Source organism: Citricoccus sp. SGAir0253 (genome assembly GCF_005877055.1).
Classification (GTDB): domain Bacteria; phylum Actinomycetota; class Actinomycetes; order Actinomycetales; family Micrococcaceae; genus Citricoccus.
The window spans coordinates 2137408-2153149 of the sequence record NZ_CP039424.1; the positions used below are offsets into that span (position 1 = coordinate 2137408).

Below are 15742 nucleotides of genomic sequence, written 5' to 3' on the forward strand. Positions count from 1 at the left end.
GTGGACGCCCGTCGACCGGCTCTCCACGGGGCGACCGCGCAGGTCAGGCGCCGGTGGACTCCGCGAGCCGGCGCATCACCGCGCGGGGGACGAACTCGGAGACATCCCCGCCGAGCTGGCTGACCTCCTTGATGAGGGAGGAGGACAGGTGCGCGTAGCGACCGTCCGTGGGCAGGAACACCGTCTCGACGCCGGTGAGGTGCCGGTTCATGGCGGCCATGGGCATCTCGTAGTTCAGGTCCGTGGTGTTGCGCAGGCCCTTGATGATCGCGTTGGCCCCGGCCTTGCGGCAGAACTCGGCCAGCAGGCCGTCGCCCATGGGCACCACGGAGATCCCCTGGAGGGAGGAGACGGTCTCGCGGATCATCTCGATCCGGGTGTCCGCGTCGAACCGGTGGCTCTTGGCGTAGTTCGTGGACACCGCCACGATGATCTCGTCGAAGAGGTTGGACGCCCGCGCGATCACCTCCACGTGGCCGTTGTGCAGGGGGTCGAAGGATCCGGGGCAGACAGCGCGGCGCATGGACCGAACATACTATGGGGACGCATGGGAACCACAGCCGACCGCACGCCCCCGGACCGGGCCGCCCCGGGCGGGCCCGCCACCACCGCCCCGGCCGCCGGCGACCCCGTCGGCGCCCCGGGTCCCCGCCCCGCGCACCGGCCCTGGCAGCGGGGCGCCGCGGCGGCCGGGCTGCTCGCCGGTGACGCCCCGACCCCGACCGTCTTCGAGACGATGACCGGACTGGCCCGGCGGCACGGGGCCGTCAACCTCGGCCAGGGCTTCCCGGACGCCGACGGCCCGGAGTGGATCCGCGCGCGGGCCGCCGAGGCCGTGCGCACCGGGGCGGACCTGGCGAACCAGTACGCCCCCGGGGTGGGCCTGCCCGTGCTGCGGCAGGCGATCGCCGGCCACCAGCGGCGCCACCACGGGCTGGACCCGGACCCGGACCGCGAGGTGGTCGTGACCACGGGGGCCACCGAGGGGATCGCCGCGGCCCTGCTGGCGCTCGTCGGACCCGGGGACGAGGTGGTGGCGTTCGAGCCGTTCTACGACTCCTACGCCTTCGTCACCGCGCTCACCGGCGCCCGCCTGGTCACCGTGCCCCTGGAGCCGCCGCACTTCCTCCCCGACCCCGAGGCGTTCGCCCGGGCCCTGACGCCGCGCACGCGGCTGGCCGTGCTGAACGTCCCGCACAACCCCACGGGGGCCGTCCCGGACGGGGCGCTGCTGGGTCGGCTCATCGCGGCGTGCGCCCGGCACGACGTGCTCGTGCTCAGCGACGAGGTGTACGAGCACCTCGTCTACGAGGGGCGCCACCACCCGGTGGCCGCCGTGCCCGGCGCGTGGGAGCGCACCCTGACGGTCTCCTCCGCCGGCAAGAGCTTCTCCCTGACCGGCTGGAAGGTGGGCTGGGTGACCGGCCCGGAGGAGCTCGTGGCCGCGGTGCGCTCCGTCAAGCAGTACCTGACCTACTCCTCGGGGCCCGCCTACCAGCTGGCGGTCGCGGAGGCGCTGGCGGAGGGCGACGCCTTCCTGGCCGAGCAGCGGGACCGGTACCGGCGGTCCCGGGACCGGCTCGTGGCCGGGTTGCGGGCCGCCGGACTCGACCCCGTGGTGCCCGCCGCGGGCTACTTCACGGTGACGGACCTCGCGCCCCTGGGCCTGCCGGACGCCGCGGCCGCCGCCGGCGCGTTGGCCGCCCGGGCCGGCGTCGTGGGCATCCCGGTGAGCGCGCTGTGCCGTCCCGGGGCGGCGCCGGCGCCCGCTGGCGCTCCGGGCCCCGGTCACGGCGGGAACGACGGCGGCGGCGCGGCCGGGCACGCCGCGGCGCCCCCCGCGGGGCTGCGGTCCTGGATGCGGTGGGCGTTCTGCAAGCGCCCCGAGGTCATCGAGGAGGCGGTGCGCCGGTTCGCGGCGCTGCCCGGCGCGCTCTCCCCCGGGGCCTAGGGAGCCTCCACCGTCCCCGGTGCCCCGGCGGCCTCCGGCTCATCGGCGCGCAGGCAGAAGTACAGGCGGGTCTCGCCGTAGTCGCGCCACTCCAGCGGCTCCATCCCGGCCGGCCAGTCCGGCTCGGCCGACCGGGCCGAGCGCTCGAGCACGAGCAGCCCGCCGGGGACGAGGACGGCCGCGATGCGCCCGAGGGTGGCGGCGAGGGCCGGGCCCTCCAGCGGGTAGGGCGGGTCGGCGAGCACGAGGTCCCAGGGCCCGGCCCCGGTCCCGCCGGCCAGGACGTGGTCGACGGCGCCCGCCGCCACCTCGACGACCGGCCGCCCCAGCCGCCGGTTGAGCTCGGCGGCGTTGCGCCGGCACACCGCGGCGGCCCGCCGGTCCCGCTCGACGAGCAGGACGCGGTCCGCGCCCCGGCTGGCCGCCTCCCCGCCGAGCGCGCCGGAGCCGGCGAACAGGTCGGCGACGGCGGTGCCCTCCAGCCAGCCGCGCGTGGCGAGCCAGGAGAACAGCGCCTCCCGCGTCCGGTCGGTGGTCGGCCGCGTCCCGTCCCCCGGGACGGAGGCCAGCTGCAGTCCGCCGGCCCGGCCGGCGATGATCCTCGGCATGTGTGGTCCTCTCAGCCCTTCTGCAGGTACTCGCCGCTGTCCTGGTGCCCGGCCTCCCACGCGCGGACCGCCTCGGCCAGGGCGGGGTGCCCGGCCAGCGTCCCGTCCGGCGCCTGGTGCTCGGCCACCCAGCCGGCGGACAGCTCGATCAGGTCGGCATGGCGCAGCACCTTGAGCACCCTCAGGCGGCTGCCGCCGTGCTGGGCGGCGCCGAGCACGTCCCCCTCGCCGCGCTGCTGCACGTCCGCCCGGGCGATCTCGAGGCCGTCCTGGGTGCCGGCCACGACCTCGAGCCGCTCCACGGCGGGGTGCCCGTCCGGCAGCCGGGTGGCGAGCAGGCAGGTCGAGGCCGCCGGCCCGCGGCCCACGCGGCCGCGCAGCTGGTGCAGGGTGGACAGCCCGAACGCGTCCGCGTCGAGGATGGCCATCACGGTGGCGTTGGGCACGTCCACGCCCACCTCGACCACGGTGGTCGCCACGAGGACGTCCACGTCCCCGGCGACGAAGCGGGCCATCGTCTCGGCCTGGAGCTGCTGGTCCTGGCGCCCGTGCAGCCCGGCCACGCGCGCGCCGCGCAGTGCCGGCAGCGAGGCCAGGCGCGGGACCATGTCCTCCACCGCGGCGTCGTGCCGGCGATCGCGCGCGGGGGCGGGGCCGCCCGCGCCCTCGCCGCCGTCGGCGCCGTCCGGGCCGGCCAGGTCGCCCCCGCCCTCGTCCGCGTCCGCGGCGTCCGCCGGGTCGATCTTGGGGCAGACCACGAAGGCCTGGCGGCCCGCGGCCACCTGCTCGGCGATGACCTCCCACACCCGGGCGATGATCCGCGGCCCGTGGGCCATCCGGGCCAGGTGGGTGGCCACGGGCCGGCGGCCCGAGGGCAGCCCGGGCAGCACCGTGAGGTCGAGGTCGCCGAACACCGTCATGGCCACGGAGCGCGGGATCGGGGTGGCGCTCATCACCAGCAGGTGGGTGCCGGGATTGGCGCGGCGCAGCGCCTCGCGCTGGTCCACGCCGAAGCGGTGCTGCTCGTCCACCACGGCCAGGCCGAGGTCGGCGAACTGCACGGTGCCGGAGAACAGGGCGTGGGTGCCGACCACCAGCCCCGCCTGCCCCGAGGCGATCCGCAGGAGGGCCTCCCGGCGCTGGGCCGCGGGCATGGAGCCGGTCAGCAGGACGACCTCGGTGGCCGGCCCGTCCGGCGCGTCGAGGCGCCCGGCCCGGGCGAGCGGGCCGAGGACCTCCGTCAGGGAGCGGTGGTGCTGGGCGGCCAGCACCTCGGTGGGGGCCACGAGCGCGGCCTGGCCGCCGGCGTCGACCACCTGCAGCATGGCCCGCAGGGCCACGAGGGTCTTGCCGGAGCCGACCTCGCCCTGCAGCAGCCGGCTCATCGGCCGGTCGCCGGACAGGTCCGCGGACAGCGCCTGCCCCGCGGAGACTTGGCCGGGGGTCAGGGTGAAGGGCAGCTGCCGGTCGAGGGCGGCGAGCAGCCCGTCCGCGGCCGGCGGCCGGGCGACGGCCCGCCCCGAGGCCGCGGCCTGCCGGCGCACGGCCAGCGCGCCCTGCAGCACGAGCGCCTCCTGCAGCGCGAACCGCCGCAGCGCCCGCCGGGCCTCCCGCACCTCGAGCGGTCGGTGCACGTCCCGGTAGGCCTGGGCGAGCCCGGGCAGCGGCACGGCGTCGTCCGAGCCCTCCTCCAGCAGCCCGGCCGGCACGGGGTCCACGACGCCGGCCCAGTCCAGCGCGTCGAGGACGGTGGCGACCGAGCTGCGCAGCACCCAGCTGGGCACCTTCGCGGTGGCCGGGTAGAGCGGCACGGGGGCCAGGTCCTCCCGGCCCGGTTCCTCGGACTCGTCCAGCACGGTGAAGTCGGGGTTGTTGAGGGTCAGCGCGCCCCGGTACAGCACGGTCCGGCCGTGGAACATGGCGCGCAGTCCCGGCCGCAGCCGGCGCTGGGCGTCGTAGCCGTTGAAGAAGGCCATGTCGAGCGAGGCCGGGCGGGCGGTGTCGTCGTCGGTGACGGTGACGTCCACGATGAAGCCGCGGCGCGAGTGCATGGGCCGCCGGTCCACGGAGACCACCCGCGCCACCACCGTGACCTGCTCCCCCACCGGCAGGGAGGCGATCGGGGTCATCTCCCCGCGCTCGATCCAGCGGCGCGGGAAGTGCTCCAGCAGGTCCTGGGCCGTCTCCAGCCCCAGCTCCCGCCCCAGCCGCTGGCCGGTCTTCCCGCCCAGGAGCCGGTCCAGCGGCTGCCGCAACGGGTCCGGGCTCACCGGGGCTGCTCCGGATCGCGCAGGGCGGTGATGACGAGGTTCTCCGGGTCCCCGGCGCGGCGGACCAGCGCGACGGCCGCCTCGCGGTCCTCCACGTGGGCGTGCACGCGCCAGCGGACGGGGCCCTCGCCGTCGCCCGTGGCGTCCACCGGGCTCATGATCACCGAGTCGCCGACCTCGTTGAGCTCGAACCGCAGGGTGGCGGCGGCCAGCGGCTCCAGGGAGATGCTGCACATCAGCTCGAAGCCCACCGGGAGGTCACGGTCCCGGTGGATGTGCGGGTCCTGCGGGGCGAAGCCGTGCAGGCCGTCCAGCAGGCCGGGGTCGATCCCCGTGCCGGCCACGGTGGCCCGCAGCGAGTCCAGCACGAGCAGCAGGCCCATGCCGCCGGCGTCCACCACGTGGGCCTCCGCCAGGGCCGGCAGCTGGCCCTCGGTCTGGACCACGGCACTCCACGCGGCCGCGACGATCGCGTCCAGCGCCCCGCCGAGCTCCTTGCGGCCCATCGCCTGGTCGGCCGACAGGCCGGACCGGGCCGCCACGTACTCCGAGGCGGCCCGGGCCGCGGCCGCGAGCACCGTGAGCATGGTGCCCTCCTGCGGGTCCGAGAGCGCGGCCCACGCGCTGGTCCGGGCCCGGTCCAGCGCCACCGCCAGCGTGGGGGCCGCGAGGCGCTCGTGGCCCGTGAGCGGCTCGGACATCCCGATGAGGATGACGGCCAGCAGCGTGCCGGAGTTGCCGCGGGCCTGGTCCAGCGCGGCGCGGCCGGCCACGGACAGCAGGGCCCCGACGTCCTCGGTCGTCTCGGCCTCCAGCGCCGCCCGGGCGGCGCGCACGGTGCCGTACAGGTTCGTCCCGGTGTCCCCGTCCGGGACCGGGAAGATGTTGATCGCGTCCATGCGGTCCGAGGCGTTGCCCAGGGCCGTCTCGGCCAGCGCGAGCCACTGGTGGACCCGCGAGGCGGGCCGCGGTCGGGGTGTCTCGTCGTCCGCGCTCATGAGCGGCGGCTCACCGGAGTCGCATACCCGTCAGGGCCTTCTGCTCGCCCGCGCCGCGGCGGGACGTGGGCTGGCCGTCGGAGGAGGGCCGGCCGCCGCCGGAGGAGCGCCGGCCGGTGGCGACCTGGGCCGGGTCCGACTCGTAGGCGTACTGGTAGGCGTAGTAGGCCCCGCGCCGGCTCGGCACGCGGGTCAGGACGAGGCCCAGCAGGCGCGCCTCCACGGACGCGAGGCTGTCCAGGCCGCCCTGGAGCTGCTCGCGGTGCACGTAGCCGTCCACGCGGTGCACCAGCATGACGCCGGAGGTCATCGCGGCCAGCACGCTCGGGTCGGTGACCGGCTGCAGCGGCGGGGCGTCGAGCAGCACCACGTCGTAGCGGCCCTCGAGCTGGCGCAGCAGCCGGCGCATCGCCTCGGAGCCGAGCAGCTCGGAGGGGTTCGGCGGGATCTCGCCGGAGGTGATGACGTCCAGCTCACCGTCCGGGCCCCACGACTGCACGGCGTCCTCGAGGTCGACCTGCCCGGAGAGGATCGTGGACAGGCCCACGGCGCCCTCGAGGCCGAGGGTCTTGGCCACGCGCGGACGGCGCAGGTCGGCGTCGATGACCAGGACCCGGCTGCCGGACTCGGCCAGCATGATCCCGAGGTTGCACGTGGTGGTGGTCTTGCCCTCGCCGGGGATGGAGGAGGTGACCACGACCGACTGGGTGCCGCCGTCGACGTTGGTGAACTTCAGGTGGGTGCGCAGCTGCCGGTAGTTCTCCGCGCGCGGGTCGAACTGGTCGTCCAGGGAGATGAGCGGCTCCTCCTCCGCGCCCTTGTGGTCCGGGAAGGAGCCGAGCACGGGGGCGTCCGTGATCCGCTCGACGTCCTCGCGGCTGCGGATCCGGGAGTCGAGCAGGCTGCGCAGCAGGGCGAACGCCACGCCGAGGGCGGCGCCCACCACGAGGCCGAGGACGAGGTTCAGGGCCACCCGCGGGCTCGAGGGGGACAGCGGCACGGCGGCGGCCTCCACCACGGACAGGTCCACGATCGGGTCGTTGCCGCCCTCGGGGTCCTCCACCTCGTAGACGGTGGTGATCAGCGACTCGGCCACCGCGTTGGCGATCCGGGCGGCCTGGGCCGGGTCCTGGTCGCTCGCGGTGAGGTTGATCAGGACGGTCTGCGGCGGGGCGGTGGCCTCCACGGCGGCGGCCAGGCCGGCGGCGGAGGTGTCCAGGCCCAGCTCGTCGACGACGGGCTGCAGCACGCGCGGGCTCGTGGCGAGGGTGACGTAGGACGTGACGCGCTTCTCCGAGAAGCTGGAGCCCTGCAGGATGTCGGTGGCCGTCTCCCCCGAGTTCACGGCCACGAAGATCTGGGTCCGGGCGGTGTAGGTCGGCTTGGTCAGCGCCGTGGCGCCGGCGGCGACGGCGACGCCCAGGAGGGTGATCAGCAGAATCGACAGCCAGTTGTTCCGCAGGATCCGGATGTAGTCGCGCAGGTCCAAGTCGCGATCCTTTCTCGTGGTGGTACCGGTCACTGACCGGCTCGATAGGACGCCATCTCGTCCTGGGCCAGCGCCTCGCCGATCTGCTCGATCGCCTGCTCGTCGGGCCAGACGACCGATTGCCCCCCGGCGCGCCCGATGCCCCTCGTGGGCACCGTGAACATCTCGACGTCGTCCGCGCGCAGGTCCGTCATGGTCCGGCCGATCGCGACCATCTCGCCCGCATCGAGGGAATCGTCCACCGTCAGGTAGGGAGACAGCCCGGTGACCATGTCCGTGATCCTACCCGGGTTCGCCAGCGTCTCCGGCGTCAGGACGCGCTCGGCGACGGCCTTCAGGAACAGTTGCTGGTTGGCGACGCGCGAGTAGTCCCCGTCCGCGAACGCGTAGCGCTCCCGCACGAAGGCCAGGGCCGTCTCCCCGTCCATGACCTGGGGACCGGCCGGGAAGACGTCCCCGTGGCCGGACTCGAACGCGCGCGGGTTGTCGATCTCCACGCCGCCCAGCGAGTCCACGAGCCCCCGGAAGCCCTCGAGGTCCACCGCGACGACGTGGTCGATCCGCGCGCCGAACATCGACTCCAGGGTCTGCACCGCCTTCGGCACGCCGCCGAAGGAGTAGGCCGAGTTGAGCTTGTGGGTGCCCTCGTCCGGGATGTCCACCCAGAGGTCGCGCATGACGGACATGACGTACACCCGGCTGCGGTCCCCCGGCACGTGCACCCACATCATGGTGTCCGAGCGGCCGGACTGGGGGACGCCGGGGAGTTCCTCGGTCTCGCCGGAGCCGCCGCCCGAGTCGGCGCCGAGCAGCAGGATGTTGACCGGCTCGTGCCGGCCCTCGCGGGCCTCCGCCTTCCCGGGCCGGGCGGTCTCGTCCGGGAAGGCCGACTCGAACTTCTGGGTGCCGTGGTCGAACGTGGTGGCGAGATTGGAGAGGTACCCGACGGCGACCACCCCGGCCCCGAGCACGAGCGCCAGCACCAGGCCCAGGACGATCCACGCCGTCCGCCGGCGGCGGCCCCGCCGGGTGCCCCCGGGGCCCTCCCCGCGGGGGGCCGGGACGTCGGGGGGCACGGGCTGAGACACGGGGGGTCCTCCGGGGTGCGGGCGCGGTGGTCGGTCCTGGGTCGGCGCACGCCCCCGGGGTCCCCGCCCGAACAGCCCCTCGTCAGGCGTGCGTGATCCATGCTACGGCACCGCTCCGGGACCCCGGCGTAGGCTGGACGGATGCGTCACGACGGCCCGACCGGCAGCCTCCTCCCCCGCCCGCGGCCCCGCCGGCGGCCCGCCGCGCGGCCGGGGGTGCCCCCGGCCTCCCCGCGGCCCGCGCACGCCCGGGCGCTCACCGCGCTCGCGGCGCTCGGCGGGGCCGCCGTGCTCGCCGGCTGCTCCGCGCCGGTCGCCGACGTCGAGCCGGCCCCGGAGGCCACGGACCCGCTGTGCGCCGAGGCGATGGTCTCCCTGCCGGACGCCGTGGCCGGCCACGAGCGACGCGAGACGGACAGCCAGGCGACGGCGGCCTGGGGGGACCCGGCGGCCGTCATCCTGCGCTGCGGGGTGCCCACCCCCGGCCCGACGACGGAGCACTGCGTCACGGCCAACGGCGTGGACTGGGTGACCCGGGACGACGGCGAGTTCTGGACCCTGACGACCTACGGTCGCACGCCCGCGATCGAGGTCCTCTTCGACGACACCCGCGCCGGCTCGAGCTCCGTCATGGTGGACCTGGCCTCCGCGGTCGCCCGCGTCCCGGCGAGCGGCGGGTGCACCTCCGCGCCCTCGCAGACCATCCCGGGCGCCTCGCCGTCCCCGTGACCGGCGCCGGCCCGGCCGGGTGTCCGTCCGGCCGGCCCGTCCGGGCCGCTAGTGCAGCCCCGTCCCGCGCTCGAGGGCGAGGGACAGCAGCTCGTCGATGAGCGCCGGGTACGGCAGCCCGGAGCGCTCCCACATGGCCGGGTACATGCTGATCGGGGTGAACCCGGGCATGGTATTGATCTCGTTGATGACGAAGCGGCCGTCCGGGGTGTAGAAGAAGTCCACGCGGGACAGGCCCTCGGCGTCCACCGCGTCGAAGGCGCGCACGGCGAGCCGGCGCACCTGGTCGATCGCCTCCTCCGGCAGGTCCGCGGGGCAGGACAGGTCCGCGGCGGTGTCGTCCTGGTACTTGGCCTGGAAGTCGTAGAACTCGTGCTCGGAGGCCCCGGCGTGGACCACGATCTCCCCGGGCAGCGAGGCGCGCGGCGCCTCGGTGCCGTGCCCGTCCAGCACGGCGCACTCGATCTCGCGGCCCACGATCCCGGCCTCGACGACGACCTTGGGGTCCAGCTCGCGGGCCACGCACACCGCGGTCCGCAGCCCGTCGCGGTCCGTCACCCGGCTGATGCCCATGGACGACCCGGCCCGCGCGGGCTTGACGAACAGGGGGTAGCCGAGCGCCTCGGCCCGGTCCAGCGCCGCCTCGGGGGCGCTGCGCCAGTCGCGGTCCGTGATGGTCTCCCACGGGCCCACGGCCAGCCCGGCGGCGGCGAAGGCGATCTTCATGAAGTGCTTGTCCATGCCCACCGCCGAGGCGAGCACGCCCGGGCCCACGTAGGGCACGTCCGCCATCTCCAGGAGCCCCTGGATGGTGCCGTCCTCCCCGAAGGGCCCGTGCAGCAGCGGGAACACCACGTCCACGGGACCGAAGGACTCGGAGGTGGTGGCGCAGCGCAGCTCGTGGCCGCCGTCGGGGCGGGCCCCGAGGACGACCGGGTGCTCGGGCTCGGGCACGGAGGGCAGCTCGGGGCCGCCCAGGCCCCACTCGCCCGGGTCCGCGGCGACGGCGTTCCAGCGCCCGCCCGTGGTGATGCCCACCGGCACCACCTCGTACCGGTCCGGGTCCATGGCCTTGAGCACGCCGGCCGCGGTGATACAGCTGATGGGGTGCTCGCTCGAGCGGCCGCCGAACAGCACGAGCACCCGGAGCCGGCCGTCCCGTCCGGTCCCGGGGTGGCGTGGGCCCGACTGGCGTGTGGAGTCCTCGGTCACTGTCGTCCTTCCGGTTTGAGGTCCCGGGCCAGCAGGAGCCCGGCGAGCGTGCCGACGTCCAGCCGGCCCGCGATGACGGCGTTCATGGCCTCGCTGATGGGCATCTCCACCCCGTGGCGGCGGGCCAGGTCGACCACGGCCGACACGGACTTGATGCCCTCGGCGGTCTGGCGCAGCCGGGCGGTGGCCTCCTCGACCGTGAGCCCCTGGCCCAGCAGCCGGCCGGCGCTGCGGTTGCGGGACAGCGGCGAGGCGCACGTCGCCACGAGGTCCCCGAGGCCGGCCAGCCCCGCGAGGGTCTCGGCCTGGCCGCCCAGCCGCTCCGCGAGCCGCGCGGTCTCCGCGAGCCCGCGCGTGATGATCGAGGCCTTGGAGTTGTCCCCCAGTCCCTGGCCGTCGCAGATGCCCACGGCCAGCGCGATGACGTTCTTCACCACCCCGCAGATCTCCACGCCCACCACGTCCGTGTTGGTGTAGGGCCGCAGGTAGCGCCCGGCGACGCGGGTGGCGACCCACGCGGCGGTCTCCGGGTCGGCGGAGGCGACCACGGTGGCGGTGGGCTCCTCCCGGGCGATCTCGAGGGCCAGGTTCGGTCCCGAGACCACCGCGAAGCGCTCGGGCGAGAGCCCCAGGCCCTCGGTGCACAGCTCGCTCATCCGCGCGTCCGTGCCGCGCTCGAGGCCCTTGACGAGGGACACCACGACGGCGTCCGGGGACAGCACCCCGCGCAGGGCCGGCAGGTGCCCGCGCACCTCCTGGGCCGGGATGGCCAGGACCACGAGGCCGGCGCCCTCGACGGCGGCGGCGAGGTCCGTGGTGGCCGTGAGCGCCGGCGGCAGGGCGATGCCGGGCAGGTAGTCCTCGTTGCGGCGGCGCACGGTGATGTCCTCGGCCACCTCGGGCCGGCGCGCCCACAGCACGATCCGCGGGTCGGCGACGCCGCGCTCGGCCGCGCTGTCCGCCAGGACCTTGGCGAAGGTGGTCCCCCAGCTGCCGGCGCCGATGACCGCCACGCCCTCGGGGCGCGTCCGGGACGCGCCAGCGGTGGCGGGCGCCGCCGTCGGGTCCGCTGCCGTCCCGGCGCTCACGGGCGGCCCGGTTCCCGCGGCCCGGCCTCGCGCTGCCCGGTGCGGGGGTTCCAGCGCCCCGCGGGGGCCGGCTCGCCGCGCAGGACCTCGAGCTCGGCGGTGATCGCGGACATGATCCGCTCGCTCGCCGCGTCCAGCACGGAGCGCGTCAGGGCCGAGCCCCGCAGGTCCTCGAGGGACACGGGGGCCCCGACCCGGATGCGCGCGGTGCGGCGCGGGCGCACGGAGGGCACCTTCGCGGTGCGCGGCAGCACGTCTTGGATCCCCCACTGGGCCACGGGCACCACGGGCACCCCGGTCTTGAGGGCGAGCCGGGCGGCCCCGGTCTTGGCCTTCATGGGCCACAGGCCGGGGTCCGAGGTGAGCGTGCCCTCGGGGTAGATGATGATGGCCCCGCCCTCCGCCAGCACCGCGTCGGCGGCCACGAGCGAGTCGTTGCCGCCGCGCGCGCGGTCCACCGGGATCTGGCGCATCGCGCCGAGCAGGCCCCCGACCACGGGGATCTGGAACAGCTCGGCCTTGGCCAGGAAGTGCGGCAGGTGGCCCTGGTTGTACACGAAGTGCCCCATGGCCAGCGGGTCCAGGTTCGAGACGTGGTTGGCGCACACGATGAACCCGGTGTCCGGCAGGTGCTCCGTGCCCTCCCAGTCCTTGGCCATCAGGGCGTTCAGGACGGGGCGGACGAGGAAGGACGCGGCGAGGTATCCGGCGCGGAGCCCGGTGGATGCGGTCACGGCCCTCCCCCTAGCGGACGGTGCCGGCGAGCTCGCCGGTGCTGCTGAGCTCCACGTCGGCGCCCAGGCCGGTCAGCTTGTCCATGAACCTCTCGTAGCCGCGGTTGATGATCTCGATCCCGGTGGCGTGGGAGGTCCCGCGGGCGGCGAGGGCCGCGATGAGGTGCGAGAACCCGCCGCGCAGGTCCGGGATGTCGAAGTCGGCGCCGCGCAGTTCCGTGGGGCCGGAGATGACGGCCGAGTGCAGGAAGTTGCGCTGGCCGAAGCGGCAGGGCACGGAGCCCAGGCACTCGCGGTGCAGCTGGATGTTCGCGCCCATCCGCACGAGCGCGTCGGTGAAGCCGAAGCGGTTCTCGTACACGGTCTCGTGCACGATCGACACGCCCTTGGCCTGCGTCAGGGCCACGACGAGGGGCTGCTGCCAGTCGGTCATGAACCCGGGGTGCACGTTCGTCTCGAGCACGAGCGGCTTGAGCGGCCCGCCGGCGTGCCAGAAGCGGATGCCCTCGTCGTCCACGTCGAACTCCCCGCCGACCTTGCGGTAGGTGTTCAGGAAGGCGGTCAGGTCGCGCTGCATGGCGCCCTCGACGTAGATGTCGCCCTGCGTCACGAGCGCCGCGGAGGCCCAGGAGGCCGACTCGTTGCGGTCCGGGATGGCACGGTGGTTGAACCCGGAGAGCTCGGAGACGCCCTCGATGCGGATCGTGCGGTCCGTCTGGACCGAGATGATCGCGCCCATCTTCTGCAGGATCGCGATCAGGTCGTGGATCTCCGGCTCGACGGCGGCGCCCTTGAGCTCCGTGATGCCCTCGGCCTTGACGGCCGTCAGCAGCACCTGCTCGGTGGCCCCGACGGACGGGTAGGGCAGGTCCAGCTTGGCCCCGGTGAGGCCCCGCGGCGCCGAGATGTGGATGCCGCCGGGGCGCTTCTCCACGACCGCTCCGAAGCTGCGCAGCACGGTGAGGTGGAAGTCGATCGGCCGGTCGCCGATCCGGCAGCCGCCGAGGTCGGGGATGAACGCCTCGCCGATGGAGTGCATCAGCGGGCCGCAGAACAGGATCGGGATGCGCGAGTCGCCGGCGTGGGCGTCGATCTCCGAGCTCGTGGCGGACTTGGTGTCCGAGGGGTCCAGGGTCAGGTCACCGGAGACCGGGTCCTTGGACACCTTGACCCCGTGGACGGAGAGCAGCCCCGTGACGATGTCCACGTCCCGGATCTCGGGGACGTTGCGGAGCACGGACGGCTTGCTGCCCAGCAGTGAGGCCACCATGGCCTTGGGCACGAGGTTCTTGGCACCGCGCACGTGGACGCGGCCCTCGAGCGGCTTGCCGCCGTGGATCGTCAGCAGATTTCCCATAGACAGTGGCTATCCTCCGTGGCCCGCCGGGTCGGGCCGTGTCGTCGTGGCGGATCCGCTGGGGAGAAGTGCCCGGCGACGCGGATCCGCCCTCCAGCATACGGCCCGGAGCGGCTCAGGCCGTGCGGGCCGGCAGCGTGGCGGGCTTGAAGGCGGGCCGTGCCGCCTCGTAGTCGGCGATCTCCTGCTCGGTGCGCAGGGTCAGCCCGATGTCGTCCAGGCCCTCCATCAGCCGCCACCGCGTGTAGTCGTCGATCTGGAAGCCCGCGGTGACCGCGCCGCAGGTGACCGTGCGCGAGGCCAGGTCCACGGTGACCTCCGTGCCCGGGTGGTTCTCGAGCTCCTTCCAGATCAGCTCGATGTCCTGCTGGGCCACCTCGGCGGCCACCAGGCCCTGCTTGCCGGCATTGCCGCGGAAGATGTCGGCGAACCGGGCGGAGAGCACGGCGCGGAAGCCGTAGTCCTTCAGGGCCCAGACCGCGTGCTCGCGCGAGGAGCCGGTGCCGAAGTCGGGGCCCGCCACGAGGACGCTGCCGGCCGAGTACGGCTCCCGGTTCAGGATGAAGTCCGGGTCCTTGCGCCAGCCGGCGAACAGGGCGTCCTCGAACCCGGTGCGGGTGATGCGCTTGAGGTAGACGGCCGGGATGATCTGGTCCGTGTCCACGTTGGACTGCTTCAGCGGCACGCCGACGCCGGTGTGCTGGGAGAACGGCTCCATGTCAGGCCTCCTGGGTCTCGGGCTGGCGGGCGGTCAGGTCGGACGGCGAGGACAGCGTGCCGCGGATCGCGGTCGCGGCGGCCACCACGGGCGAGACCAGGTGGGTCCGGCCGCCCTTGCCCTGGCGGCCCTCGAAGTTGCGGTTGGAGGTGGAGGCGCAGCGCTCCCCCGGGGCCAGCTGGTCCGGGTTCATGCCCAGGCACATGGAGCACCCGGCGAAGCGCCACTCCGCGCCGAAGTCGGTGAACACGCGGTCCAGCCCCTCGGCCTCGGCCTGCAGGCGCACGCGGGCCGAGCCCGGCACCACGATCATGCGCACGTCCTCGGCCTTGGACTGGCCCTGGATGATCGCCGCGGCGGTGCGCAGGTCCTCGATCCGGGAGTTGGTGCACGAGCCCAGGAAGACCGTGTCCACGCGGATGTCCTTCATCGGCATCCCGGGGGTGAGGTCCATGTACTCCAGGGCGCGCCGGGCGGCGGCCTGGGCGTTGGGGTCCTCGAAGTCCTCGGGGACGGGCACGGTGTCGTTCAGGGAGACGCCCTGGCCGGGGTTGGTGCCCCACGTCACGAAGGGCTCCAGCGCGTCCGCGTCCAGGAACACCTCGGCGTCGAAGGCCGCGCCCTCGTCCGTGGCCAGCGAGCGCCAGTACTCGACGGCGGCGTCCCAGTCCTCGCCCTGCGGGGCGTGCGGGCGGCCCTTGAGGTACTCGAAGGTGGTCTCGTCCGGGGCGATCATGCCGGCGCGGGCGCCGGCCTCGATGGACATGTTGCAGATCGTCATGCGCGCGTCCATGGACAGCGAGCGGATGGCCGAGCCGCGGTACTCCAGCACGTAGCCCTGCCCGCCGCCGGTGCCGATCTTGGCGATGACGGCGAGGATGATGTCCTTGGCGGTGACCCCCTCGCGCAGGGTGCCCTCCACGGTGATCGCCATCGTCCGGAACGGCTTGAGCGGCAGCGTCTGGGTGGCCAGCACGTGCTCCACCTCGGAGGTGCCGATGCCGAAGGCCAGGGCGCCGAACGCGCCGTGGGTGGAGGTGTGCGAGTCGCCGCACACCACGGTCATGCCCGGCTGGGTCAGGCCCAGCTGCGGGCCGACCACGTGCACGATGCCCTGCTCGGCGTCGCCGAGGGAGTGCAGGCGGATGCCGAACTCGGCGGCGTTGTCCCGCAGCGTCTGGATCTGCTTGGCCGAGACCGGGTCCGCGATCGGCTTGTCGATCTCCAGCGTGGGGGTGTTGTGGTCCTCGGTGGCGATCGTCAGGTCCGGCCGGCGCACGGGACGGCCGGCCAGGCGCAGCCCCTCGAAGGCCTGCGGACTGGTGACCTCGTGCACGAGGTGCAGGTCGATGTAGAGCAGGTCCGGGGTGCGGGCCTCGCCCTGCCCCTCGCCGGGCACGACCACGTGGTCCTGCCAGACCTTCTCGGCGAGCGTGCGCGGTGCCGCCGCGCCGGTTGCGTCGTGTGCCATCTCAAGTCCTTCCGCCACTGACCCCCTCA

General features: G+C 74.8%; 14 protein-coding genes. 2 read left to right on the plus strand and 12 right to left on the minus strand.

Features of this window, described 5'->3' with window-relative positions; all coding sequences use genetic code 11:
• Positions 1-43: 43 nt before the first annotated feature.
• Entirely contained in the window at positions 44-523 is a 480-nt protein-coding gene (gene coaD / locus E7744_RS09445; protein ID WP_137773897.1) for a pantetheine-phosphate adenylyltransferase, read from the minus strand.
• A 24-nt stretch (positions 524-547) separates the two neighbouring features.
• On the opposite strand from coaD, the gene E7744_RS09450 reads away from it, so the two are divergent.
• Positions 548-1951, plus strand: coding sequence for an aminotransferase class I/II-fold pyridoxal phosphate-dependent enzyme (locus tag E7744_RS09450; RefSeq protein WP_137773898.1), 1404 nt, complete (start codon positions 548-550; stop codon positions 1949-1951).
• Here E7744_RS09450 and rsmD read toward each other — a convergent pair.
• The 5 genes from rsmD to E7744_RS09475 are packed head-to-tail and all read right to left on the minus strand — an operon-like array spanning position 1948 to position 8404.
• A complete protein-coding gene (rsmD, locus tag E7744_RS09455) occupies positions 1948-2559 on the minus strand; it encodes a 16S rRNA (guanine(966)-N(2))-methyltransferase RsmD (protein ID WP_137773899.1) in 612 nt (203 codons plus the stop codon). The two genes, E7744_RS09450 and rsmD, sit on opposite strands and share 4 nt — an antisense overlap.
• Positions 2560-2570: 11 nt before the next feature.
• On the minus strand, positions 2571-4829 hold the full coding sequence (locus E7744_RS09460; protein WP_137773900.1) for an ATP-dependent DNA helicase RecG: 2259 nt from the start codon (positions 4827-4829) through the stop codon (positions 2571-2573).
• Positions 4826-5827 (minus strand): DAK2 domain-containing protein, encoded by a 1002-nt coding sequence (locus E7744_RS09465; RefSeq protein ID WP_137773901.1) that lies wholly within the window; start codon positions 5825-5827, stop codon positions 4826-4828. Before E7744_RS09465 ends, E7744_RS09460 begins: the two co-directional genes overlap by 4 nt.
• A gap of 10 nt (positions 5828-5837) precedes the next feature.
• Positions 5838-7316, minus strand: a complete 1479-nt coding sequence (locus tag E7744_RS09470; protein ID WP_137773902.1) for a polysaccharide biosynthesis tyrosine autokinase — start codon at positions 7314-7316, stop codon at positions 5838-5840.
• A 29-nt stretch (positions 7317-7345) separates the two neighbouring features.
• Positions 7346-8404 carry an LCP family protein gene (locus tag E7744_RS09475; RefSeq protein WP_246858382.1) on the minus strand — a complete coding sequence of 353 codons (1059 nt, stop codon included), beginning with the start codon at positions 8402-8404 and terminating at the stop codon, positions 7346-7348.
• Positions 8405-8545: 141 nt separating this feature from the next.
• Here E7744_RS09475 and E7744_RS09480 point away from each other — a divergent pair, with 141 nt between their 5' ends.
• Positions 8546-9133 carry a DUF3515 domain-containing protein gene (locus E7744_RS09480; protein WP_137773903.1) on the plus strand — a complete coding sequence of 196 codons (588 nt, stop codon included), beginning with the start codon at positions 8546-8548 and terminating at the stop codon, positions 9131-9133.
• A gap of 48 nt (positions 9134-9181) precedes the next feature.
• Here the strand turns inward: E7744_RS09480 and E7744_RS09485 are convergent, their stop codons facing one another.
• The 6 genes from E7744_RS09485 to leuC form a co-directional block, all read right to left on the minus strand.
• Positions 9182-10276 (minus strand): D-alanine--D-alanine ligase family protein, encoded by a 1095-nt coding sequence (locus E7744_RS09485; protein WP_371415396.1) that lies wholly within the window; start codon positions 10274-10276, stop codon positions 9182-9184.
• Positions 10277-10341: 65 nt separating this feature from the next.
• Positions 10342-11358, minus strand: coding sequence for an NAD(P)H-dependent glycerol-3-phosphate dehydrogenase (locus tag E7744_RS09490; protein ID WP_137774966.1), 1017 nt, complete (start codon positions 11356-11358; stop codon positions 10342-10344).
• Between the two features lie 71 nt (positions 11359-11429).
• A complete protein-coding gene (locus E7744_RS09495) occupies positions 11430-12167 on the minus strand; it encodes a 1-acyl-sn-glycerol-3-phosphate acyltransferase (protein WP_137773905.1) in 738 nt (245 codons plus the stop codon).
• A 10-nt stretch (positions 12168-12177) separates the two neighbouring features.
• A complete protein-coding gene (gene murA, locus E7744_RS09500; protein ID WP_137773906.1) occupies positions 12178-13524 on the minus strand; it encodes a UDP-N-acetylglucosamine 1-carboxyvinyltransferase in 1347 nt (448 codons plus the stop codon).
• 115 nt (positions 13525-13639) lie between these two features.
• Positions 13640-14242: a 3-isopropylmalate dehydratase small subunit gene (leuD, locus tag E7744_RS09505; protein WP_137773907.1), complete on the minus strand. Its 603-nt coding sequence runs from the start codon at positions 14240-14242 to the stop codon at positions 13640-13642.
• A 1-nt stretch (position 14243) separates the two neighbouring features.
• A complete protein-coding gene (gene leuC / locus E7744_RS09510) occupies positions 14244-15713 on the minus strand; it encodes a 3-isopropylmalate dehydratase large subunit (protein WP_137773908.1) in 1470 nt (489 codons plus the stop codon).
• Positions 15714-15742: the final 29 nt, after the last annotated feature.

What these genes read in the sequence shown, in the direction of transcription:
- coaD (WP_137773897.1), bottom strand. Translation starts at nt 523, where the DNA reads ATGCGCCGCGCTGTCTGCCCCGGATCCTTCGACCCCCTGCACAACGGC.
- leuD (WP_137773907.1), bottom strand. Translation starts at nt 14,242, where the DNA reads ATGGAGCCGTTCTCCCAGCACACCGGCGTCGGCGTGCCGCTGAAGCAG.
- E7744_RS09480 (WP_137773903.1), top strand. Translation starts at nt 8,546, where the DNA reads ATGCGTCACGACGGCCCGACCGGCAGCCTCCTCCCCCGCCCGCGGCCC.
- E7744_RS09465 (WP_137773901.1), bottom strand. Translation starts at nt 5,827, where the DNA reads ATGAGCGCGGACGACGAGACACCCCGACCGCGGCCCGCCTCGCGGGTC.
- E7744_RS09450 (WP_137773898.1), top strand. Translation starts at nt 548, where the DNA reads ATGGGAACCACAGCCGACCGCACGCCCCCGGACCGGGCCGCCCCGGGC.
- murA (WP_137773906.1), bottom strand. Translation starts at nt 13,524, where the DNA reads ATGGGAAATCTGCTGACGATCCACGGCGGCAAGCCGCTCGAGGGCCGC.
- rsmD (WP_137773899.1), bottom strand. Translation starts at nt 2,559, where the DNA reads ATGCCGAGGATCATCGCCGGCCGGGCCGGCGGACTGCAGCTGGCCTCC.
- leuC (WP_137773908.1), bottom strand. Translation starts at nt 15,713, where the DNA reads ATGGCACACGACGCAACCGGCGCGGCGGCACCGCGCACGCTCGCCGAG.